Here is a 23770-nt window from a genome sequence, read left to right on the forward strand (position 1 = left end):
AGCTAGCTAAATTTGAAAATTACCAGAAAATTTTTCATAAAATTCTAAACCTAACAAAAAGAGTCGAAGATTTCGACTCTTTTTTATTATTTTGCTGGTGTGGTTTCTTCCACAGTTTCTGTTGCCGTTGTATCTTCGATAATTTCAACTTCATTGACAGCTTGCGGCTCAAGATTACGGTAGCGCGCCATACCTGTACCAGCTGGAATGATTTTACCAATGATAACATTTTCCTTTAGACCAAGCAAGTGATCTTTCTTACCACGGATAGCCGCATCAGTCAGAACACGAGTGGTTTCTTGGAAAGAGGCAGCTGATAAGAAACTGTTGGTTTCCAGAGAGGCCTTGGTAATTCCCATAAGAACAGGACGAGCTGTTGCAGGAACACCGCCTGAGATAACTACATCTCGGTTAGCATCGGTAAAGTCTGTAATATCCATGAGTGTGCCCATAAGAAGATCAGTATCTCCCGGATCCATGATGCGCACCTTACGAATCATTTGGCGAACCATTACTTCAATATGCTTGTCACCGATTTCTACCCCTTGACTGCGGTAAACTTTTTGCACTTCAGCTAGCAGGTAAGTCTCAACAGACAAGACATCACGAACAGCCAATAAATGTTTCGGTTGGATAGAACCTTCTGTTAATGCTGCCCCGCGAGAAACTTGGTCACCTACAGCCACTTTCATACGAGCTGTAAATGGTACAACGTATTCTCCTTCACCGGTTGCACCCTTGACAAAGACTTTCTTAGTCCGAGTGGAAGCATCTTCTTCAATCGCAGTGACTTCACCTTTAACTTCTGTGATGACTGCTTCCCCTTTTGGATTACGGGCTTCAAAGATTTCTTGAACCCGAGGAAGCCCCTGAGTAATATCAGTATTAGAAGCAACACCACCCGTATGGAAAGTCCGCATAGTCAATTGTGTACCAGGTTCACCGATAGATTGGGCAGCAATGGTTCCAACTGCTTCCCCAACTTCAACAGCGTCGCCCGTTGCCAAGTTGATACCATAACAGCGACGGCAAACGCCATGACGTGTATTACATGTAAAGACAGAACGGATAGTAACTTCTTCGATACCAGCGTTGATAATTTCATGCGCTACATCTTCTGTAATCAATACATCTGGACCAACGATGACTTCACCTGTTTCAGGATGTTTAACCGATTTTTTCGTATAACGACCAATCAAGCGCTCTTCCAATGGTTCAATCATTTCTTTGCCGTCAGTAATAGAGCGAATCACAAGACCACGGTCAGTTCCACAATCGTCTTCACGAATGATAACATCTTGCGCCACATCAACCAAGCGACGAGTCAAATAACCTGAGTCGGCAGTCTTAAGGGCTGTATCAGTCATCCCTTTACGCGCTCCGTGAGTTGAGAAGAACATTTCCAGAACAGACAAACCTTCACGGAAGTTAGACAAGATTGGCAACTCCATGATACGGCCATTAGGAGCAGCCATCAAACCACGCATACCGGCAAGTTGCGAGAAGTTAGAGATGTTACCACGGGCTCCAGAGTCCATCATCATAACGATTGGGTTCTTCGGATCTTGGTTAGCAACCAAGCGTTTTTCCAATTTTTCACGAGCAGCACGCCATTCTGCAGTAACCGCGTTATAGCGCTCATCGTCTGTAATCATCCCACGACGGAATTGTTTCGTGATTTGTTCAACACGTTTATGTGACTCTTCGATAATTTCTGCCTTATCTTCAACGACTGGAATATCGGCAATCCCTACTGTCAAACCAGCAAGCGTTGAATGATGATAGCCGAGATCTTTCAGACGGTCTAGAAAAGCAGACGTTTCAGTTGTACGGAAACGTTTGAAGATCTCAGCAATGATATTCCCGAGATTTTTCTTCTTAAATGGTACGTTTAATTCAAGGTTACTGATGGCTTCTTTGACATCTTGACCAGGTTCTAAGAAGTATTTAGCTGGCACACCTTCTGCTATGTTGGAGGCAATTGGTTCTTGCAAATACGGCAATTCATCTGGCATGATGTCATTGAAAAGAATCTTACCAACTGTTGTCAAAAGAATCTTGTGTTTTTGATCTTCCGTCCATGGTTTGTTCAAACTATCAGTCGCAATCCCAACGCGTGTATGTAAATACACATAACCATTCCGAAGAGCCATTACAGCTTCGTCACGGTCTTTAAAGACCATACCTTCACCTTCACGACCAGCTTCTTCCATTGTTAGGTAATAATTCCCCAAGACCATATCTTGTGACGGTGTTACGACTGGCTTACCGTCTTTTGGATTGAGGATGTGCTCAGCAGCTAGCATAAGAATCCGTGCTTCTGCCTGAGCTTCTTCCGACAATGGTACGTGAATAGCCATTTGGTCTCCGTCAAAGTCGGCATTGTAGGCCTCACACACAAGCGGGTGCAAACGAAGAGCTTTCCCGTCAATTAAGACTGGCTCAAATGCTTGAATTCCTAATCTGTGAAGTGTCGGTGCGCGGTTAAGGAGTACCGGGTGTTCTTTAATGACATCCTCTAAGATATCCCAAATACGTTCATCACTGCGTTCCACCAAGCGTTTAGCAGCTTTCACGTTTTGCACAATATCACGCGCTACAATTTCACGCATAACAAATGGTTTGAAAAGCTCAATTGCCATTTCGCGCGGCACACCACATTGGTACATTTTGAGGGTTGGACCTACCGCAATAACCGAACGTCCGGAGAAGTCAACCCGTTTTCCGAGCAAGTTTTGACGGAAACGACCTTGTTTTCCTTTAAGCATGTGGCTCAATGATTTGAGCGGGCGGCTACCTGGTCCAGTAATTGGACGACCACGACGACCGTTGTCAATCAACGCATCAACCGCTTCTTGCAACATCCGCTTTTCATTTTGCACGATGATTCCAGGAGCATTCAGCTCCAAAAGACGTGCTAAACGATTGTTCCGATTGATAACACGACGGTAAAGGTCGTTCAAGTCAGATGAGGCGAAACGTCCACCGTCCAACTGAAGCATTGGACGTAAGTCTGGCGGAATAACCGGCAAAATGTTTAAGACCATCCATTCTGGTTTGTTACCAGATTTTTGGAAAGCATCTAAAACATCTAAGCGGCGTATCGCTTTGACGCGCTTTTGCCCAGTTGCAGTTTTTAATTCTTCTTTGAGGGCTGCAATTTCTTTTTCCAAATCTACTTGTTTCAAGAGATCTTGGATAGCTTCAGCACCCATTTTTGCAACAAATGATCCTGAACCGTATTCCCGCAAGCGTTCACGATATTCCCGCTCCGTCATAATAGATTTGTGCTCAAGTGGCGTATCTTTTGGATCAATCACCACATAAGCTGCAAAATAAATGACTTCTTCAAGAGCACGAGGACTCATATCCAATGTCAAGCCCATGCGACTCGGAATCCCTTTAAAATACCAAATATGAGAAACAGGAGCCTTTAACTCAATATGTCCCATACGCTCACGACGCACTTTTGTACGAGTGACTTCAACACCACAACGGTCACAAATGATTCCTTTATAACGAATCCGTTTATACTTTCCACACGCACATTCCCAATCTTTCGTAGGACCAAAGATGACTTCATCAAAAAGTCCTTCACGTTCTGGCTTTAGTGTACGATAGTTAATTGTTTCAGGTTTCTTCACTTCCCCATAAGACCAAGAGCGGACTTTACTAGGTGAAGCCAGGGTGATTTGCATACTTTGAAAACGATTTACATCAACCACTATTTCTTACCTTTCTTTATTATCTATTGAATCAGTTCTTATTCTTTTCCTTCAGCTTCAAAAGCTGCTCTCGCTTCTTGAGCTGCCTTTTCACGCGCCTTTTCAAGGTCATCTACGTGAATCACATCGTCATCCATGCCTTCATCCAAGTCACGAAGTTCTACTTCATTGTCATCTTCATCTAGGACGCGCATGTCAAGACCAAGTGACTGCAATTCTTTCACAAGAACACGGAAAGATTCTGGCACACCTGGTTTTGGAATTGGTTTACCTTTAGTAATAGCTTCATAAGCTCTCAAACGACCATTGATATCATCTGACTTGTAGGTCAAGATTTCTTGAAGGACGTTAGAAGCACCGTAAGCTTCCAAAGCCCAAACTTCCATTTCTCCAAAACGTTGTCCACCGAATTGCGCTTTACCACCAAGTGGTTGCTGTGTAACGGTTGAATAAGGACCAACTGAACGGGCATGAAGCTTATCATCGACCATGTGGTGCAATTTAATCATATACATGACACCGACAGATACACGGTTGTCAAACGGCTCGCCCGTACGACCATCATAAAGAATCGTCTTGGCATCGCTATCCATGCCTGCTTCACGAACAGTATCCCAAAGGTCATCTGAGCTTGCTCCGTCAAATACTGGCGTTGCTATGTGGATACCAAGGTTGCGAGCAGCCATACCAAGGTGAAGCTCCATAACCTGTCCGATATTCATACGTGATGGCACCCCAAGTGGGTTCAACATGATGTCTACTGGTGTTCCGTCTGGAAGATAAGGCATATCCTCAACTGGAACGATACGGGAAACAACCCCTTTATTTCCGTGGCGTCCGGCCATCTTATCCCCAACGCGGATCTTTCGTTTTTGAGCAATGTAAACACGCACCAACATGTTGACACCAGATTGCAATTCATCACCGTTCGCACGAGTAAAGATTTTCACATCACGGACAACCCCAGCACCACCATGTGGTACACGAAGAGATGTGTCACGTACTTCACGAGATTTATCACCGAAAATTGCATGAAGCAGGCGTTCTTCAGCGGATAAGTCTTTTTCACCTTTCGGCGTTACTTTACCGACAAGAATGTCGCCCTCTTTCACCTCAGCACCAATGCGGATAATTCCCATTTCGTCAAGGTCTCTTAGCGCATCTTCCCCAACGTTTGGAATTTCGCGCGTAATTTCTTCAGGACCAAGCTTTGTATCACGTGTTTCTGATTCAAATTCTTCCAAGTGAACAGAGGTATAAACGTCATCTTTTACTAGACGTTCACTCATGATAACGGCATCTTCAAAGTTGTAACCTTCCCATGTCATATAAGCAACGATTGGATTTTGTCCAAGCGCCATTTCACCTTTTTCCATAGAAGGTCCGTCTGCAATAAAGTCGCCTTTTTCAACCGTATCGCCAACTTTCACCAGCGTACGTTGGTTGTAAGAAGTACCAGAGTTTGAACGGCGGAATTTCGTAATATGATAGACATCAAGCGAACCGTCTTCACGACGAACTTCAACTTTGGCAGCATCAGAATATACAACTTTACCATCGTGTTGTGCAATAATCGCCGCACCAGAATCGTGAGCTGCTTGGTATTCCATTCCAGTTCCAACGTATGGTGCATGCGGATCAATCAACGGTACTGCTTGACGTTGCATGTTAGCACCCATGAGAGCACGGTTTGAGTCGTCATTTTCAAGGAACGGGATACATGCTGTCGCAACGGCAACTACCTGTTTAGGCGACACATCCATGAAATCCACCTGATCTGAAGGAAATTCTTGGTTATTCCCTTGGTGACGTCCCATAACAATCGCTTCTGCAAAACGCCCTTCTTCTGTTAACTTAGAATTTGCTTGAGCAACGATGTATTCATCTTCTTCATCCGCTGTTAACCAGACGATTTCATTGGTGACCAGACCTGTTTCACGATCCACTTTACGGTAAGGCGTTTGGATAAAGCCATATTTATTCAAATGTCCATAAGAAGACAAGTTATTGATCAAACCAATATTTGGTCCTTCAGGTGTTTCAATCGGACACATACGACCATAGTGGGTATAGTGCACGTCACGCACTTCGTATCCTGCACGGTCACGTGTTAAACCACCAGGTCCTAAGGCAGACAAACGACGTTTGTGAGACAACTCAGACAGTGGATTGTGTTGATCCATAAATTGAGACAATTGAGAGGAACCAAAGAATTCCTTGATAGCTGCTGTAACTGGGCGTATGTTAATGATTTGTTGCGGAGTCAGTACTTCGTTATCTTGCACGCTCATGCGTTCACGCACATTGCGCTCCATGCGAGAAAGTCCAAGACGCACTTGGTTAGCAAGCAATTCACCTACCGCACGAATCCGACGATTTCCCAAGTGGTCAATATCATCCACACGACCGATGCCTTCTGCTAAGTTGAGGAAGTAGCTCATCTCAGCCAAGATATCCGCTGGTGTAATCGTATGAACCCGATCACCTGGATTAGCATTCCCAATAATAGTTACCACGCGATCTGGATCAGTTGGTGCCACGACTTTGAATTTTTGAAGAACGACTGGATCTGTCAATACAGCTGCATCATTTGGAATATAAGTGATTTTATTCAAATCTCCATCCAAATAGTCTGCAATACTATCAATGACACTACGCGTCATAACTGTTCCGGCTTCTACTAAGATTTCTCCTGTTTCTGGGTCAACCAAAGGTTCTGCAATCGTTTGATTTAACAAACGTGTTTTGATATTTAATTTTTTATTAATCTTGTAACGACCAACTGCCGCCAAGTCATAACGATGTGGATCAAAGAAACGAGCAACCAACAGACTACGTGAGCTATCCGCTGTCTTAGGCTCACCTGGACGAAGGCGTTCATAGATTTCTTTCAGCGCTTCATCTGTACGTGAATCCATCGGATTTTTGTGGATATCTTTTTCAATCGTGTTGCGAACGAGATCGCTATCACCGAAAATATCAAAGATTTCATCATCACCAGAGAAACCAAGTGCACGAACAAGCGTTGTAAATGGAATTTTACGAGTGCGGTCAATCCGAGTGTAGGCAATATCTTTTGAGTCCGTTTCCAACTCTAACCAAGCTCCACGGTTTGGAATGACGGTTGAACCATACCCAACCTTCCCATTTTTGTCTACTTTATCATTGAAGTAAACACCTGGAGAACGAACGAGCTGTGATACGATAATCCGCTCACCACCGTTGATGATAAACGTTCCCATTTCTGTCATGATTGGAAAATCGCCAAAGAAGACCTCTTGCGTCTTGATTTCGCCGGTTTCTTTATTGATTAAACGGAACGTCACAAAAATAGGCGCAGAATAGCTGGCATCGTGAATCCGTGCTTCTTCTAAAGTGTATTTGGATTCTTTGATTTCATAACCAACAAACTCCAGATCCATAGTGTCTGTAAAGTTTGAAATAGGAAGTACATCTTCAAATACTTCTTTCAAACCATGGTCAAGAAAATCTTTGAACGAATCCGTCTGGATTTCAATCAAATTTGGTAAATCAAGAACTTCCTTGATTCTTGAAAAACTACGACGAGTACGGTGTTTCCCGTATTGAACTTCATGTCCTGCCAAGTTTTTTACTCCTTCTTCTTTCTACATTCTCTATTACATGATAGAGTAGCAATTTCATTTGTCCTTTCTGATAAATTTTCAGAATCTTTAAGTTTTGATAACAAACGATGAAAATCCCAAAAATAGGCACAAAAAGAGCAGCTAAATCTGACTCTAAAAGTATGATTTAACTGCTGTGAGCTTTATATGGACAATATTTCAAATAAAGCAGACGACAAATTATTAATAATATTATACCCTATTTTACTCTGCTTTTCAAGTTTCTTTAGTTATGAAAGTGTTTTTATTTTAACGTCCACCTAAAAGTGCTGCCCAAGCTTTTTGATAATCACTATCTGTTCCACCGATTCCAAATTTATAGGTGGTCATCGGAGCGCCATTTTTCGCCCAGTAACTAGTAACCGTCTGACCAGTCAGGCTCATGCTACGACCGTTGACTGTGACTGTTCCAGCTCGTTCACCTGTTGCTTTGAGAACATTGGACTTAATCACGCTTGAATCCAAATTGAACTTATCACCAACTCCCCAAATATTTGAATCAGCTTGATGAATTGCATTCACCAAGTGAGCCATATACTGAGCATTGTTGTTGTAACCCGTCAAAGGTGCCATTGAAGCATTATTGTCATGACCGATCCAGCCACCCAACGTTAATTTTGGAGTGGATACCATAAGCCACATATCTCCATTGCTGTTGGTTGTACCCGTTTTTCCTATCCAATCAGCATTAGCCAAGCCACTATTAATCTGTGCTAAACGAGATTTGAAAGTCGTCGTAGCACCTGAACTCAACACTCCACGCATAAGGCTTTGCATAATCGTTGCTGCGGCCTTGGAATAAACTTGAACAGGTTTAGCTTTATGTTCATATACAACTTTCCCATTCTTTGCCGTAATCTTTTCAATCATATAGCGCTCTTGATAAGCCCCATTATTGGCTAAAGTTTGAAAACCATTGGTATGCTGAGCAACAGATACTTCAACCCCACCGCCCATTGGCAAACTTTCAATATCGTAATTTTCAATTTGATAGCCCATTTTTTCCATATAACCTCGAACATTGACCCCTTTGTCACGAAGCAATTTATAGGTCCAATAAGCTGGAATGTTCCAAGAAGTATTTAAAGCCTCCTGCAAATCCATCATAGCCGTACCACGGCTATCTACGTGCATAATGGGCTCGCCGCTAGAGAAATTCGCCGGATAATTAGACAGCATACTGGCACTGCCCATCAGGCCTTGGTCAATGGCTATGCCATAAGCTAAAATCGGTTTAATGGTTGAGCCTGGTGAGCGCTCCGTATCAAAAGCGTGGTTGTTTTGGTTGGAAGCATAATCACGTCCTCCTATAAAGCCCAAAACAGCACCCGTCCGATTGTCCATGAGAACATTTCCCGCTTCAACTGCACCTGTTCCATCATCTAACACACCACCAAAATTAGCAATCGCATTTTGCATAGCGTTGTGGATATTTTTGTTAATCGTTGTGGTAACAGTATAGCCACCCTCACTCAACTCTTTTGCAGCTAATCCTTTATAGGCTTTCACAGTTGCATCATTTTTCAATTCCTGTTGTGAAACATTGTCTCGCCTAATCAAGTATTCATACATTGCTTTTTGAGCTTCTTTCATCGCAACGTAATATAAATAATCATGCGAATTTTTTGAAGAGCGTTCGGCAGGCAGAAAATCCCGTTTCAAATCATAATCTTTATACAATTGGTACTCATCTTTATTAATCGCACCTGTTCGATACATATTGTAAATGACTTTTTTAGCACGGTTGAGTCCTAATGTCATGTCTTTAGCACTTTTCAGACTACCATCAGCTGCATAAGGAGAATAAACAATCGGGCTTTGTGGCAACCCCGCAATAAAAGCTGCTTGAGGTACTGTCAACTTGCTAGCAGGTACTCCAAAAATTCCTTGGGCTGCTTCTTCTACACCGGCAATATTTTGCCCTTTATTATTTCTTCCAAACGGGGCCACATTCAAATAAGTCGTTAAAATATCATCTTTGCTCATACAGCGTTCTAAAGCCAGTGCATCAATGATTTCTGTCGCTTTACGCTTGAAAGTTGGTGCATCACCAACAACTTGTTGTTTGATTAACTGCTGCGTTAAGGTAGAACCACCACTTGAGGAGCCAATCCCTGCAACAGAGCCTAGCGTTGCCCGCAAAACAGCTTTCGTAACAACCCCATGATGCTTGTGGAAATTTTCGTCTTCCGTAGCAATGACTGCTTTTTTTACATTAGCAGAAATAGATTTGCTAGCTACTGATATTCTTAGTAAATCACTATCAATTGCTGAAATTGAACTACCATCAGCATATTTTAATTCAGAAATAGCCGAGATGTCTTGGATTTTTTTGATGAGCTCTTCTTTTTTAGGAGTTTCAACCTTATCGAAGATTCTTGCACCATAACCCAATGCAATACCTCCACCAAACAAGCACCCTAAAAAAACAAGCACAAAAAAGATATTTGATAATAATTTCAGAGTACGAAGGACAGTTCCACCAATACTCAAAATTGTCCAGTTTTCCTTTTTATTTTTGCTAGGACGATCTGTTTGAAAAAGTTTCTCAAACAATTGTTGTATTTTTTCTAAAACTTGTTTAAACATTCTTTCTCCTTGGGCTTTCTGTGCCTATTATAGCAAATTTATGAAACTTCTGACAACAAGAAAGGCAAGCCTTGGCTGAAATCATTGTTTTTTTCATTATTTTTGCGATTTTACTATATTCTAGTGCTTGTTTGTGATACAATGTTACAATAACTAGAAATTTTATAAAGGAGAGACAGATATGCACATTTTTGATGAGCTAAAAGAACGCGGTTTGGTTTTTCAAACAACTGATGAAGAAGCATTGCGCAAGGCCCTAGCGGAAGGAAATGTCAGCTTTTATTCTGGTTATGACCCAACTGCTGATAGCTTACATCTTGGTCACCTTGTACCAATCCTTGTCATGAAACATTTACAGTTGGCTGGTCACAAACCCTATGCTCTCGTTGGCGGTGCAACTGGCTTAATTGGTGATCCATCATTTAAAGATACAGAACGGAGCTTACAAACAAAAGACACAGTTGAAGGTTGGGTCCGCAGCATTCAAGCACAAGTATCACGTTTTCTTGACTTTGAAAATGGCGACAACAAAGCTGAAATGGTCAACAACTATGACTGGTTCTCTGGTATTAGCTTTATTGACTTTCTACGTGATGTTGGAAAATATTTCACTGTCAACTACATGATGAGTAAAGAATCCGTAAAAAAAAGGATTGAAACAGGCATTTCGTATACCGAGTTTGCTTACCAGATTATGCAAGGCTATGACTTTTTTGAGTTAAATCGACAATACGATGTCACTTTGCAAATCGGTGGTTCAGATCAATGGGGCAATATGACTGCTGGTACAGAATTACTTCGCCGCAAAGCAGATAAAACAGGTCATGTTATTACAGTGCCACTCATCACAGATGCCACTGGTAAGAAATTTGGTAAGTCAGAAGGCAATGCTGTATGGCTCAATGCCGATAAAACCAGCCCTTACGAAATGTATCAATTCTGGATGAATGTCATGGACGCTGATGCCGTGCGTTTCCTAAAAATCTTTACACTTCTTCCACTTGATGAAATCGAAGAAATCGGAAAACAATTTGAAGCAGCTCCCCACGAACGGTTGGCACAAAAAATCTTAGCACGAGAAGTGGTCACGCTTGTACATGGCGAAGAAGCCTACAAAGAAGCGCTCAACATCACCGAGCAGCTTTTTGCTGGAAATATTAAAAGTCTTTCTGTCAAAGAACTGAAACAAGGACTTCGCGGGGTGCCAAATTATCAAGTGAAAGTAGATGACAATCTCAATATCGTAGAAATGTTGGTAACAGCTGGCATTGTCAATTCTAAACGCCAAGCGCGGGAAGATGTTCAAAATGGCGCTATTTATGTCAATGGCGAACGTATTCAAGACCTTAACTATACATTAACGGATGCTGACAAATTAGAAAACGAACTGACCGTTATTCGGCGCGGGAAGAAAAAATATTTTGTTTTGACTTACTAGTCAAAAATGAAAAGGCTGGGTTTAACCCCGGCTTTTTCTTTATTTTAATTAGCATAATGCATTGACCTAGTTGTAGCTTGAAAAATAAAAAACACAAATCCCGTCTTAATAAAGAAGAACTCATTTTCAGTTTCCTTTCTTTATCATCGACTTGCCAAAGCATTTCTCACATGTTACACTAGTCAGAGAAATCTATGAAAGAGAAAATGCATGAAACCCAAACTCAAACGTTTTGAAACGGCTAATCTTTTTGCTTGCCCTTTTTGCCAGCAAGCCTTGTTTTTAGCAGAAAATAGTCTTAAATGTAACAATAAGCATTCCTTTGATCTAGCAAAATTCGGTTATGTCAATCTGGCACCACAGGTGAAGCAGTCAAAAGACTACGATAAAACCAACTTTCAAAATCGACAATTGATTCTCGAAGCAGGATTCTATCAGCCGATTTTAAATCAACTAATAAAAATTGCATCTTCCTTCTCACAGCATAGCAATATTCTGGATATCGGCTGTGGAGAGGGATACTATGCACGATATTTACAGCTGCTGCTGCCGGATAGCCGTATCTACGCATTTGATTTATCAAAGGATTCGATTCAGCTAGCAGCCAAAAGCGACCACAGCCTTGCAGTAAACTGGTTTGTTGGAGATTTGGCACGCCTTCCCATCCAGGAAACCAGTATGGATGTGATTTTAGATATTTTCTCTCCTGCCAATTACCAAGAATTTCAGCGTGTATTGCGGAAAAACGGCTTGCTGATTAAAGTTATTCCCAATAGCCAACACTTGCAAGAAATCCGAGGTATTGTAGCTGATAAATTAACAAACACGAACTATTCCAATCAAAACATCCTTGATCACTTCAAGGAGTCCTTTACCATTATAGATTCCTATGACGTTGCTGGTACTTTTTCACTAAAGGAAAATGAAAAAAATGCTCTACTGAAGATGACCCCTCTCCTTTTCAATATAAATATTAAAAACATCGACTGGTCATCATTAGACAACATCACAATTGCTGCAAAGATTTTAGTTGGTCAACAGAAATAAAGCAAAAAGAGGTGAAAACAGATTGCTGCGAGATACAGCAGTCTATTCAACCTCTTTTTATACGCCTCGATTAAAAGCTAACCAAATCATTCCCAAAGCTAAAACAGTATAAGCAATCAACGCCAATAACCGTTGTCCCACTTGATAAGCTCTTCTTTCCCCGCGGACTGGGAAAATAACAGCACAGAGAGCGCCTCCGACTGCACCACCTAAGTGACCTGCCAGACTAATTCCCGGTGTCAAACTCAATACCAAATTCATAACTAGAAGAACTAAGTATGACTGGCCGAGTTGCTGAATGTAAGGATTTCGCACCGCATAGCGCAAAGTAATAATAGCACCAAAAATCCCAAACAAAGATGTAGAGGCCCCTGCAGCCACAGCACTTGGAGTGAAAAAGAAGACAAAGACATTTCCTAAAATACCAGACATCAGATAAAGAAACAGAAAATTCCACGAGCCAAAAATATGCTCAGCTTGTCGTCCGATAAAATACAGCGTAATCATATTCATCACAAAATGCTCCAAGCCGATATGAACAAAAATCGCCGATACCAAGCGCCAAATCTGACTTGGAAAATATTGAATCGTTCGACCATTCATTGCCCCAAATTCATAAATCGTTTGGGTACTAGCATAATTAAAGCCACGCAACAGAAACATTGTTAGGAAAACTCCTGTCGTGATAAGCAACAATAAGCTCGTTACTGGATAACGTTTATCATAAATTTTATTCACAAATCAATACCTCCTGAACGGGAATATCACAATCATCTGGTTGAAAATCAACTAACTGGTAAGGATAAATTGTACTTACTGTCATCCCTTTAAAATCAGCCAAATAGCGGTCATAATAGCCGCCTCCATAGCCAATCCGATAGTCTTTTTTGTTAAAAGCAACACCCGGAACATGTATCAAATCAATATGAGATTTTTCCACCGCTCGTTCACTTCTTGGTTCCCAGATACCAAAAACAGTCAATTCCAAGTCATTTGGATTATAATCTACAAAAGTCATGCGCCCTTCGGGATAAGTCTTAGGGACCAAAACCCGCTTGCCATCTGCTTGAGCCTGCCTGATGAAAATCCTTGTATCAAACTCGTGTGGCAAAGATAAATAAGTAGCAACTGTTCTAGCTTGTTGATAAGCAGAAGATTCCAGCAAGTACTGAGTGAGCAAAGCATCTCTCTGCTGTTTTACTATCAATTCCTGTCCTTTCATTTCTCTTACTATCTTTTTACGTAAAGTCGTCTTCACTTATCTTCTCCTTGATAAGGTTGTCAGAATTTCCAATCCGTCATTTATTAAAGTAACAACAAAAACTTTCCAACTTTTTGATTAGCAAAATAGCAAAGATGCTTCAGTTGATGTCAGTTTCAGATAATAAAAAACATGAAATGAATACTCTAATCTAAGCATGGCTCTTTTTTCTTTATTTAATGAATCAAATCCATCCCAGATGCCAAAATTTAATGACAGAATCTGGGTACTTCGTCTGCTAACTTTCCTTCAAATAGCACTTTTAAATTTGCATTTTTATCCAGTTGTAACAAGTTGGATTAATTCCTGAGTAGTCATTTAAGTAGCTAATATAGGCCTTTTTTTACTTTAATTTAGTATTAAAAATTATTATATCATAAAATCAAGTATTTCATCATATAGAAAGCAAAAACACCACAAAGTTCAAATATTGTGATGTTTTTTTAGTTAACTTATTGAATATGTTTCAGCATCTTCTCAATATGCTCAATGGACTTTTCACGTCCAAGCAGATAAATGGTATCTGGTAATTCTGGTCCGTGCATTTCGCCCGAAACAGCGATTCGGATTGGCATGAAGAGATTTTTACCTTTGATACCCGTTTCTTTTTGCACTGCCTTGATTTGTGGGAAGATATTCTCTGATTTGAAGTCTTCATCACTCATAGCTTCCATTTTTTCTTTGAATGCTTTCAAAACAATCGGTACCGTTTCGCCTGACATAAACTCTTTTTCATTTTCTGTTAGCTCTGGGAAATCTTCAAAGAAGAGGTCTGTGAGCGGTACGATTTCATCAACAGATTTCATCTGTGGTTTGTAGAGTGCGACCAATTTCTCAGCCTTATCTGTTAAACGACCAGCTACATCCAAATAAGGTTTTGCCATCTCAAAAATGGTTTCAAAATCCGCATTTTTAATGTATTCATTGCTCATCCAATCTAATTTCTTTTGGTCAAAGGCAGCCGGAGACTTACTGAGACGATGTTCATCAAAGAGTTGGATCAATTCTTCGCGAGAGAAAATTTCATTTTCACCGCCAGGATTCCAACCAAGGAGAGCAATAAAGTTAAACACTGCTTCTGGTAGGTAGCCTTTTTTACGGTAATCTTCGATAAATTGAAGTGTATTCGTATCACGTTTTGACAATTTTTTGCCTGTCTCCGAATTGATAATCAAGGTCATGTGACCAAATTGCGGTGCTTCCCAACCAAGTGCTTCATAAACCATGAGCTGCTTAGGTGTGTTAGCAATATGGTCATCTCCACGGATAACGTGTGAAATTTCCATTAAGTGATCATCAACAACAACGGCAAAGTTGTATGTTGGATAACCATCTTTTTTCTGGATAACCCAATCACCACCGATGTTGCCACCTTCAAATTCAATCTCACCTTTGACAAGATCGTTCCACTTGTAAATACCAGATTCATTGACCACAAGACGGACTGTTGGAACAATGCCTGCTGCTTCACGCTTTGCGATATAAGCTGCTTTTTCATCTTCAGACATTCCCAGATATTCATTGATGTAACGAGGTGTTTCTCCAGCAGCTTCCTGACGCTCACGCTCTGCTGCCAGCTCTTCCTCCGTCACATATGATTTATAAGCCAAGCCTTTTTCAAGTAACTCATTGATATAGCTTTGGTAAATGTCCAAACGTTCAGACTGGCGATATTTTTCATGCGTTTCTGGACTCTCATCCCAATCAATTCCTAACCAACGCAGATTTTCCAACTGCGAACGTTCCCCGTCTTCCACATGACGTTTACGGTCAGTATCTTCAATCCGAATGATAAAAGTTCCGCCGTAGTGACGAGCGTAAAGATAATTAAAGAGCGCAGTCCGCGCATTCCCGATGTGTAACAGTCCCGTTGGACTTGGTGCATAACGCACACGAATTTGATTCGCCAATTTTATGTCTCCTAATTTTTATCTTATATTTTCAACAGGAAAAACCTATTTTTATTTCAAACGTTACTATTATACCACATAGTTGTCGAAAAGAAATAACAGAAACGATGAAACTTTATTATTCTTCCAATCATTTACAGAATTTCCTTAGCAATGTAGAAGCCACCGTCTGTCTCACCTATCAATTCACTGCTCAGTTACACTGACTTATCCAAACACCTTCTTCAACACTTCACCAATCGTTGTTACACCAATAACTTCAATAGTTTCGGGAATGTTCAATCCGTTCAGAGAGTTTTTAGGAGCGTAAACTTTGGTGAAGCCTAGCTTAGCAGCTTCATTAATGCGTTGCTCAATGCGATTAACACGGCGGATTTCCCCCGTCAGACCGATTTCTCCAATAAAACATTCTTGTGGATTTGTTGGCAAATCTTTATAACTAGAAGCAATTGCGACAGCAACAGCTAAGTCAATGGCTGGCTCATCTAATTTGACACCGCCTGCTGACTTTAGGTAGGCATCCTGATTTTGCAATAATAGCCCTGCTCGCTTTTCCAAAACAGCCATAATCAGACTGGCGCGATTAAAGTCCAATCCTGTCGTTGTCCGCTTGGCATTGCCAAACATGGTCGGCGTCACCAAAGCCTGCACTTCCGCAAGGATTGGACGCGTCCCCTCCATGGTCACCACGATAGAAGAGCCTGTTGCTCCATCTAAACGCTCCTCTAAGAAAAGCTGGCTAGGATTGAGCACTTCAACCAGACCACCTGACTGCATCTCAAAAATGCCGATTTCATTCGTAGAGCCGAAGCGGTTTTTGACCGCCCGCAAAATACGAAAAGTATGCTGTCGCTCACCTTCAAAATAAAGTACCGTATCCACCATGTGTTCCAAGGTTCTAGGTCCAGCCAAGGTACCTTCCTTGGTCATATGACCGACAATAAAGGTGGCAATATTGTTGGTTTTTGCCAGCTGCATCAACTCCGCTGTCACTTCTCGTACTTGCGAAACCGAGCCTTGCACACTAGAAATTTCTGGCGATAGAATCGTCTGAATGGAGTCTATAATCAAGAAATCTGGCTTAATTTTTTCAATCTCAGCACGAATCTGCTGCATATTGGTCTCGGCATAAAGATAAAACTCACTGTCAATATCGCCTAATCGCTCCGCACGCAACTTAATCTGCTCAGCAGACTCTTCCCCACTGACATACAATACCGTTCCCTTGTGAGATAATTGGGTCGAAACCTGCAATAAAAGGGTAGATTTCCCAATACCGGGATCTCCTCCAATTAGAACCAAACTTCCCGGCACCACACCACCGCCTAAAACGCGGTTAAATTCGTCCATATCCGTCTTGGTGCGCTTCACATCAATAGAAGTTACTTCTGCCAATTTCATCGGTCGTATTTTTTCTCCGGTCAGAGAAACACGCGCATTTTTGACTTCTGCCACTTCTACTTCTTCGACAAAAGACGACCAAGCACCACAATTCGGACAACGCCCCAGATACTTGGGCGAATGGTATTCACAATTTTGACAAACAAATGTCGATTTTTTCTTGGCTATGATAGATTCCTCTTTCTTAATGCCCAGTGCTTCCAAAACCACCTGTCCGCACACCTTCCGCTTCATCTCCATCTGCAATCAAAAATGGTGCAAAGACAGCCTGAACCACACGTTCCCCCACTTCGAGGACGACTTCCTGATCTGTGATGTTTTTCATCTGAGCAAAGATATGCCCTTCATTTCCAGGATTGCCATAGTAATCCCCGTCAATAACGCCTACAGAGTTAATCAAAACTAATCCTTTTTTACGTGGATTAGATGAACGATCATAAAGATAAAGCACTTCACCAACCTGCATATAGGCCTTGACACCTGTTGGCACTAATTTAATCTCTTTTGGCGCAATAACTGTACGCTCTGCCACTTTTAAGTCATAACCTGCCGCATGAGCCGTCTCACGCTTTGGCAGTAAATTTTCATTTGTAAAGCTTGAAACAAGCTCAAAACCACGAATTCGCATCTTTTTCTCTTTTCTACTTTTACTTTCCCTATTATACTAAATTCGTAAAAAACACGCAAAATGCAGGTCATCTTTCAGCCTGCACTTTTTAATTTATTCTGGCTCATTCAAAAATCGAATCACTTGCTCGTTGGCATCCACCTCAGCTTTCGCTCCAAAAGGAACAATTGCTCTTGGGGTAGCATGTCCAACATTTAAATTATATAAAATAGGAATGTCTGTATCAATGACATCAAGCAGGATTTGTTTATATTCTCCATAATAAGTTTCATCCATTGGTTTTCCGACAAGAATCCCATTTAAAACCGTAAAAATTCCCGTTGCTTTTAAAGTTTCTAACATTTTCCGATATAAAGTTGGTTCTGGTTTTTCTTCACTGGTTTCCAACAAAAGAATTTTTCCTGCCCACTCTGAAAAACTAGGAAAGAGCTGATATTGTGCACACAATTCAATCGTATCCTCGTATCTTGTATTATCAAATATTTGATAGAGCGACTCCAAGCAACCACCTAAAATTTCTCCAGCAAAGATTGCTTTTCCTTTTAGCAATTCAAATCCTTGATTTTCATGACGAGTTCGTTTTGTTCCCAGAGCTTTTTCACTGAAATCCGTTCTCTCCTCGTACCAAACTTCGCTTGGGCGGATTTCTGAGATACTGCCTGTCGTAATCAATTCTTTAAAATAAGAAAATGTGTAAGGGAGCATATCTGTCTCTAGTTCACAAACATCAGCAAGAAAAGATTGCCCATAAAAAGTCTTGATTCCTAACTTGTGCAGCATAAGATGATTGATTGTAGTATCAGAAAAACCTAGGAATACTTTCTGGTGTACAACTTTTTTTAGCTCATCATTCTCAAACAAATAAGGCAGCAACCGATAAGTATCATCTCCACCGATAGCACATAAAATCATATCAATTGAAGAATCCTTGAAAGCCTGAATCAAATCTTGCGCTCTGGACTCAGGATGATCTGCCAGACAGCCCACTCCTTTTTGTGCATGCTCTAAAAACTTCACTTCCAGCCCCAAGTCTCTCAAGCGCTTTACTCCCAAGTTCACTTCATGTTTAACAGTACTTTCTCCAATGATTCCACTTGATAAACTAACGATTCCAACGTTCTTTATCATCTTCTCTCCTCCTTAATCAATGATTTGAAACATTATAACATAAATCATCCAAAAGCAACGACAAAAATATAAAACAAAAAGACCACCTTTTGGTGATCTTTATAGGGAGATTATTATGAAAAAGTTTTAGGATTTCATCAAATAAAGTTAGGAGGTCTTCATTTGATAATGTTATTATAAAACGATTTTCTTAAATGAAGCTTAAGCCGTATTTTAAATTTACAATTTCTGCAAAAGATACTGAAAAAGTTCTAGATTCCCTTTTTCTTCATTGACTAAAAACTCTGGGTACCATTGAAGCCCAATGATCCGACTATCATCTAGCGACTCAATCGCTTCAATGGTTTTATCCCTAGTATCAAAAGCTGTTGCGCGAAAATTCGGCGCCAAATCTTTAATACTTTGTCGGTGGACAGAGTTGATCTGGCTAGCACGGCCAAACAGCTCTTCGACAACACTGCCTTTCTCAGTTTGAATGGAGTGAGAAGTTCCAAAAGGCAAGCCCTGCCAATGGTTGTCAATGCGCTGGTTGAGCGTTCCACCAAAAGCAACATTGACCAACTGCAAGCCTCGGCAAATCGCCATAATTGGTTTTTCCTGTCGAATAGTTTCTGCTAACAGAGCCATCTCAAATTCGTCTCGCACCATATTGTAATCATCACTCTCAATCGTCCGCTTTTCTCCGTAAAAAGTGGGGTGCACATGTTGTCCGCCAGACAAAATCAATTTATCAATACTTTCAACATAATCCCTCACCAAACTTTTGTCGCCAACAGGGATAATCATGGGCAATCCGCCAGCGATTCTGATACTCTCAGCAAATTTACTAGAAACGGACGAGTGAATATTTTTACCTTCCTTATCGACAGGACAAAGATTAGCGGTCACTCCAACAATCGGTCTGCTCATACGATTCCCTCCTCATTGATATACACAGTCTTACCACTTCCTCTACCTGCCGTCCAATTGATTTTTTAAAGGTCGTGATAAATAGTTTTTATACTAGCCACAACTCCTGCTTCATTACACTCTTTTTATGCACTTTAATCAGCCTTTATTCTTATAAAATAATAACTTATAAAAACAAGCTACTACTAAACAAGAAATTTATCGCTTTCTATGGTAAAATAAGACTAGAAAACTCTACAAGGAGAAGAACATGGAAAAACAAACAGTTGCTGTTTTAGGCCCCGGTTCATGGGGTACTGCTTTGGCACAAGTATTAAACGACAATGGACATGAAGTCCGTATTTGGGGTAATCTTGCCGAGCAAATCACTGAAATCAACGAACACCATACCAATAAACGCTATTTCAAGGATATCGTTCTCGATGAAAAGATTACTGCCTATTATGACTTAAAAGAAACTCTTGACGGTGTTGATGCCATTCTTTTCGTTGTTCCAACAAAAGTCACACGTCTCGTAGCTAAACAAGTGGCTGAAGTATTAGACCATCCAGTCAAAATCATGCACGCTTCAAAAGGACTCGAACCCGATACTCACAAACGACTTTCCATAATTTTAGAAGAAGAATTATCTCCAAATTTACGAAGCGAAGTGGTTGTCGTCTCTGGACCAAGCCATGCTGAAGAAACTATCGTTCGTGATATTACTCTTATCACAGCAGCTTCAAAAGACTTAGAAGCAGCAAAATATGTTCAAGAACTTTTCAGCAATCACTACTTCCGTCTCTACACTAATACAGATGTCATCGGCGTAGAAACAGCCGGCGCACTAAAAAATATCATTGCTGTCGGAGCAGGTGCCCTTCATGGTCTCGGTTACGGTGACAATGCCAAAGCTGCCATTATCACACGCGGCTTAGCAGAAATTACTCGTCTTGGCGTCAAACTCGGTGCTAGTCCCTTAACATATAGTGGTTTATCCGGAGTAGGAGATTTAATTGTCACAGGAACCTCCGTTCACTCACGTAATTGGCGCGCTGGTGATGCTCTTGGTCGTGGCGAAAAGTTAGAAGATATTGAAGCCAACATGGGCATGGTTATCGAAGGCATTTCCACCACCAAAGCTGCTTACGAACTCGCACAAGAACTGGGTGTCTATATGCCAATTACTCAAGCGATCTATCACGTGATTTATGAAAGCCTTAACATAAAAGACGCCATTTATGATATAATGAATAATGAATTTAAAGCTGAAAACGAATGGTCGTAATTAGCTACTACAAAAAAGGAGGGTCATATGACTCAAGTAAGAAAAGCTGTTATCCCTGCTGCTGGACTTGGAACTCGTTTCTTGCCAGCAACCAAAGCGCTCGCCAAAGAAATGCTGCCTATCGTTGACAAACCGACTATTCAATTTATTGTCGAAGAAGCATTAAAGGCCGGTATCAAAGACATCTTGGTCGTAACCGGAAAATCTAAACGATCTATTGAAGACCACTTTGATTCAAACTTTGAATTGGAGTATAACCTCAAAGAAAAAGGGAAGTCTGACCTTTTAAAACTTGTAGACGAGACTACTGGCATTGGTCTTCACTTCATTCGCCAAAGTCATCCACGCGGACTTGGCGATGCCGTTTTACAAGCCAAGGCATTCGTTGGTAACGAACCCTTTGTCGTTATGCTAGGTGATGATCTGATGGACATTACAAACGACAAAGCAGTTCCGCTAACCAAACAGTTAATGAATGATTACGAAGAAACGCATGCGTCAACCATTGCTGTCATGAAAGTACCACACGATGACGTTTCGTCTTATGGTGTTATTGACCCACAAGGTGAAGGAGTAAATGGACTCTACAGCGTGGAGACCTTTGTTGAAAAACCAAAACCAGAAGACGCACCAAGTAACCTTGCGATTATTGGTCGCTACCTTTTGACACCAGAAATCTTCTCCATTTTGGAAACACAAGCTCCAGGTGCTGGAAATGAAATTCAACTGACAGACGCCATTGATACTCTCAATAAAACACAAAGAGTATTTGCCCGTGAATTCACAGGTGATCGTTATGACGTTGGTGACAAATTTGGCTTTATGAAAACATCTATTGATTACGCCCTCAAGCATCCCCAAATAAAAGATGACATGAAACAATACATCATTGAGTTGGGTAAGAAATTAGATAAAAAAGAGAACTAACAGATAGCAATTAGGATTGACAGTAACATCAAAAGTCTCTCCCATCATTACATTTTACTGTAAAAATAGAAATCATAACCATCCATCAATGCTCTGCGCCTCAAACATCTAATGATTGGAGTGTAGTTCACAAGCGGGTGGTTTTTTTATCTCGCATCTTTCAGAACGAGACGGACTAAAAGACATATCATAATATAAATTTAGAAAAATGATATTTCAACCTCTTTTTTATTTCTTTTCTCACTTTTTATAATTGTGATTCAAAACAAAAGAAAACATAGAAATAATGAGGATTTTCACTTGCAGAATATATGAATTGTACGTTTGTCAATGATGTGAGACCAAACGAAAGTTATCTAAAAACATGATATGGTATTCTGAGTCTGGGACAATAGTCCCTTTGCTACAAAAAAAGCAACGGATTTGCCGTTGCTTTTTTTGTATGTAGCGTTACAATAGATGTGAGACCTGAGTACCAAAAAAGAAGAAACCTTGATATGATTAGTTCTGACACACCCATCAAAAAAAGGAATCTTCTCATGAATAGTATACCACAAAACATCCGCTACCTGCCACATACTTTGGATACACGCTATCACGCTGTCAAAACCTATCGCAACGGTACCTCTGTCGCCTTTATCTGCCGGAGATACAAATGGCAACTATTAGCATGATACAAGAACATGGGCTATTAACTGCCCAGCGTATGGCATGGGTAAAGAAATTAAATAGTGATATTTTTGAAATTCGTTCCAAAGTATCATCTAATATTCAACGTACTCTCTACTTTCATGCTGTCGATAATAGATATATTATTACACATGGATTTACCAAAAAAATCTCAAAAAACACCCATTAATGAAATTAAAAAGGCACAAGTCATCAAAAAAGAATTTGAAGGGGAACAGAAAAATGAAAACAATTAAATTCAATGATTTCTTAAATGAACAACTTAATGATAATTCTTTTAATGAGGGCTACCAAGCTGAAAAAGCCATTTTAGAAAGTGCGCTAGCTGTTGCTAATGCTCGCTCAAAAGCAGGTCTAACACAACGCCAACTTTCAGAATTATCCCATGTTCCTCAATCAACTATCGCTCGTATTGAAAGAGGACATAACACTAGCATTGAAACTATGAGCAAATTAGCTGTAGCTCTTAAGCAAGAACTAAAAATTAGTATTGGGTAGTTAGTTTTAGAGAGAAGAAGGATAGAACCTTTTCTCTTTTTCGTTACCTAAAATTACCATCCCCAAAAATAAACTAGAAATTTTTAGTAACTTTAGACTCAGATATTGAAAAAAAGAAAAGACAAGGTTTCTAAACCTTGTCTTTTCAACTATACCGGCGGCCGGGGTCGAACCGGCACGCCCGTGAGGGCACTGGATTTTGAGTCCAGCGCGTCTGCCAATTCCGCCACGCCGGCAAGCTGAACTGGGGTAGCTGGATTCGAACCAACGCATGAGGGAGTCAAAGTCCCTTGCCTTACCGCTTGGCTATACCCCAATACTATAAAATAGGCGAGTGATGGGGATCGAACCCACGCATGCCAGAGCCACAATCTGGTGTGTTAACCACTTCACCACACCCGCCATAATTCTATACACGGGCAGTAGGAATTGAACCCACACTGAAGGTTTTGGAGACCTTAGTTCTACCTTTAAACTATGCCCGTACAAGATGGAAGGGGAGGGATTCGAACCCCCGAACCCGAAGGAGCGGATTTACAGTCCGCCGCGTTTAGCCTCTTCGCTACCCTTCCTAATATCAAACAAATGGCGCGAGACGGAATCGAACCGCCGACACATGGAGCTTCAATCCATTGCTCTACCAACTGAGCTACCGAGCCTACCTATTGCGGGAGCAGGATTTGAACCTACGACCTTCGGGTTATGAGC

15 protein-coding genes, 6 tRNA genes and 2 pseudogenes are annotated in these 23770 nt (G+C 40.9%); 7 read left to right on the forward strand and 16 right to left on the reverse strand.

The window, feature by feature from the left end; genetic code table 11:
- Window positions 1-86: 86 nt before the first annotated feature.
- The 3 genes from rpoC to pbp1b form a co-directional block, all read right to left on the reverse strand.
- Window positions 87-3725 carry a DNA-directed RNA polymerase subunit beta' gene (gene rpoC, locus PCY71_RS12030; protein ID WP_301412694.1) on the reverse strand — a complete coding sequence of 1213 codons (3639 nt, stop codon included), beginning with the start codon at window positions 3723-3725 and terminating at the stop codon, window positions 87-89.
- 38 nt (window positions 3726-3763) lie between these two features.
- The gene (gene rpoB / locus PCY71_RS12035; protein ID WP_070668355.1) at window positions 3764-7330 is read right to left on the reverse strand and encodes a DNA-directed RNA polymerase subunit beta; all 3567 of its coding nucleotides are present in this window, start codon (window positions 7328-7330) and stop codon (window positions 3764-3766) included.
- 288 nt (window positions 7331-7618) lie between these two features.
- The gene (gene pbp1b / locus PCY71_RS12040; RefSeq protein ID WP_301412695.1) at window positions 7619-9958 is read right to left on the reverse strand and encodes a penicillin-binding protein PBP1B; all 2340 of its coding nucleotides are present in this window, start codon (window positions 9956-9958) and stop codon (window positions 7619-7621) included.
- Between the two features lie 181 nt (window positions 9959-10139).
- On the opposite strand from pbp1b, the gene tyrS reads away from it, so the two are divergent.
- Entirely contained in the window at window positions 10140-11396 is a 1257-nt protein-coding gene (tyrS, locus tag PCY71_RS12045; protein WP_301412696.1) for a tyrosine--tRNA ligase, read from the forward strand.
- A gap of 210 nt (window positions 11397-11606) precedes the next feature.
- A complete protein-coding gene (locus tag PCY71_RS12050) occupies window positions 11607-12443 on the forward strand; it encodes a putative RNA methyltransferase (protein WP_003070809.1) in 837 nt (278 codons plus the stop codon).
- 57 nt (window positions 12444-12500) lie between these two features.
- Here the strand turns inward: PCY71_RS12050 and PCY71_RS12055 are convergent, their stop codons facing one another.
- The 7 genes from PCY71_RS12055 to PCY71_RS12085 all read right to left on the reverse strand — a co-directional run bounded on the left by PCY71_RS12055 (window position 12501) and on the right by PCY71_RS12085 (window position 19680).
- Window positions 12501-13181 (reverse strand): rhomboid family intramembrane serine protease, encoded by a 681-nt coding sequence (locus PCY71_RS12055; protein WP_301412697.1) that lies wholly within the window; start codon window positions 13179-13181, stop codon window positions 12501-12503.
- A complete protein-coding gene (locus PCY71_RS12060; RefSeq protein WP_003070813.1) occupies window positions 13174-13701 on the reverse strand; it encodes a 5-formyltetrahydrofolate cyclo-ligase in 528 nt (175 codons plus the stop codon). The genes PCY71_RS12055 and PCY71_RS12060 overlap by 8 nt, the downstream gene beginning before the upstream one ends.
- A gap of 455 nt (window positions 13702-14156) precedes the next feature.
- A complete protein-coding gene (gltX, locus tag PCY71_RS12065; protein WP_301412698.1) occupies window positions 14157-15614 on the reverse strand; it encodes a glutamate--tRNA ligase in 1458 nt (485 codons plus the stop codon).
- A 207-nt stretch (window positions 15615-15821) separates the two neighbouring features.
- Window positions 15822-17219, reverse strand: coding sequence for a DNA repair protein RadA (gene radA / locus PCY71_RS12070; RefSeq protein WP_301412702.1), 1398 nt, complete (start codon window positions 17217-17219; stop codon window positions 15822-15824).
- Window positions 17200-17643 carry a dUTP diphosphatase gene (locus PCY71_RS12075; RefSeq protein WP_134971393.1) on the reverse strand — a complete coding sequence of 148 codons (444 nt, stop codon included), beginning with the start codon at window positions 17641-17643 and terminating at the stop codon, window positions 17200-17202. The genes radA and PCY71_RS12075 overlap by 20 nt, the downstream gene beginning before the upstream one ends.
- A gap of 93 nt (window positions 17644-17736) precedes the next feature.
- Window positions 17737-18771 carry a S66 peptidase family protein gene (locus tag PCY71_RS12080; protein ID WP_301412699.1) on the reverse strand — a complete coding sequence of 345 codons (1035 nt, stop codon included), beginning with the start codon at window positions 18769-18771 and terminating at the stop codon, window positions 17737-17739.
- A gap of 219 nt (window positions 18772-18990) precedes the next feature.
- Window positions 18991-19680: a gamma-glutamyl-gamma-aminobutyrate hydrolase family protein gene (locus PCY71_RS12085; protein WP_301412700.1), complete on the reverse strand. Its 690-nt coding sequence runs from the start codon at window positions 19678-19680 to the stop codon at window positions 18991-18993.
- Window positions 19681-19930: 250 nt separating this feature from the next.
- Here PCY71_RS12085 and PCY71_RS12090 point away from each other — a divergent pair, with 250 nt between their 5' ends.
- From PCY71_RS12090 to PCY71_RS12110, 5 genes and pseudogenes are all read left to right on the forward strand, one after another.
- Window positions 19931-20947 (forward strand): NAD(P)H-dependent glycerol-3-phosphate dehydrogenase, encoded by a 1017-nt coding sequence (locus PCY71_RS12090; RefSeq protein WP_003036582.1) that lies wholly within the window; start codon window positions 19931-19933, stop codon window positions 20945-20947.
- A 27-nt stretch (window positions 20948-20974) separates the two neighbouring features.
- Window positions 20975-21874, forward strand: coding sequence for a UTP--glucose-1-phosphate uridylyltransferase GalU (galU, locus tag PCY71_RS12095; RefSeq protein ID WP_037598195.1), 900 nt, complete (start codon window positions 20975-20977; stop codon window positions 21872-21874).
- Between the two features lie 539 nt (window positions 21875-22413).
- A pseudogene (locus PCY71_RS12100) lies at window positions 22414-22530 on the forward strand (IS481 family transposase); the annotation flags it as partial.
- Window positions 22530-22800 (forward strand): annotated as a pseudogene (locus tag PCY71_RS12105) (type II toxin-antitoxin system RelE/ParE family toxin); the annotation flags it as partial. The pseudogenes PCY71_RS12100 and PCY71_RS12105, both read left to right, overlap by 1 nt.
- Window positions 22787-23062 (forward strand): helix-turn-helix transcriptional regulator, encoded by a 276-nt coding sequence (locus tag PCY71_RS12110; RefSeq protein WP_006270606.1) that lies wholly within the window; start codon window positions 22787-22789, stop codon window positions 23060-23062. The pseudogene PCY71_RS12105 and the gene PCY71_RS12110, both read left to right, overlap by 14 nt.
- A gap of 152 nt (window positions 23063-23214) precedes the next feature.
- On the opposite strand, the gene PCY71_RS12115 is transcribed toward PCY71_RS12110, so the two are convergent.
- From PCY71_RS12115 to PCY71_RS12140, 6 genes are all read right to left on the reverse strand, one after another.
- Window positions 23215-23298, reverse strand: a tRNA-Leu gene (locus tag PCY71_RS12115).
- A gap of 8 nt (window positions 23299-23306) precedes the next feature.
- A tRNA-Gln gene (locus PCY71_RS12120) sits at window positions 23307-23378 on the reverse strand.
- 13 nt (window positions 23379-23391) lie between these two features.
- A tRNA-His gene (locus tag PCY71_RS12125) sits at window positions 23392-23464 on the reverse strand.
- A 12-nt stretch (window positions 23465-23476) separates the two neighbouring features.
- Window positions 23477-23547 (reverse strand) — tRNA-Trp (locus PCY71_RS12130).
- 6 nt (window positions 23548-23553) lie between these two features.
- A tRNA-Tyr gene (locus PCY71_RS12135) sits at window positions 23554-23634 on the reverse strand.
- A gap of 14 nt (window positions 23635-23648) precedes the next feature.
- Window positions 23649-23721: transfer RNA gene (locus tag PCY71_RS12140), tRNA-Phe, on the reverse strand.
- Between the last annotated feature and the right edge of the window lie 49 nt (window positions 23722-23770).

The organism is Streptococcus sp. SN3 (assembly GCF_030439905.1).

Bases quoted from the DNA above. Each gene is read 5' to 3' on its own strand.
- pbp1b (WP_301412695.1), bottom strand. From the start codon at position 9,958: ATGTTTAAACAAGTTTTAGAAAAAATACAACAATTGTTTGAGAAACTT.
- tyrS (WP_301412696.1), top strand. From the start codon at position 10,140: ATGCACATTTTTGATGAGCTAAAAGAACGCGGTTTGGTTTTTCAAACA.
- PCY71_RS12050 (WP_003070809.1), top strand. From the start codon at position 11,607: ATGAAACCCAAACTCAAACGTTTTGAAACGGCTAATCTTTTTGCTTGC.
- PCY71_RS12075 (WP_134971393.1), bottom strand. From the start codon at position 17,643: ATGCGAATTCGTGGTTTTGAGCTTGTTTCAAGCTTTACAAATGAAAAT.
- PCY71_RS12080 (WP_301412699.1), bottom strand. From the start codon at position 18,771: ATGATAAAGAACGTTGGAATCGTTAGTTTATCAAGTGGAATCATTGGA.
- PCY71_RS12085 (WP_301412700.1), bottom strand. From the start codon at position 19,680: ATGAGCAGACCGATTGTTGGAGTGACCGCTAATCTTTGTCCTGTCGAT.
- PCY71_RS12090 (WP_003036582.1), top strand. From the start codon at position 19,931: ATGGAAAAACAAACAGTTGCTGTTTTAGGCCCCGGTTCATGGGGTACT.
- galU (WP_037598195.1), top strand. From the start codon at position 20,975: ATGACTCAAGTAAGAAAAGCTGTTATCCCTGCTGCTGGACTTGGAACT.
- PCY71_RS12110 (WP_006270606.1), top strand. From the start codon at position 22,787: ATGAAAACAATTAAATTCAATGATTTCTTAAATGAACAACTTAATGAT.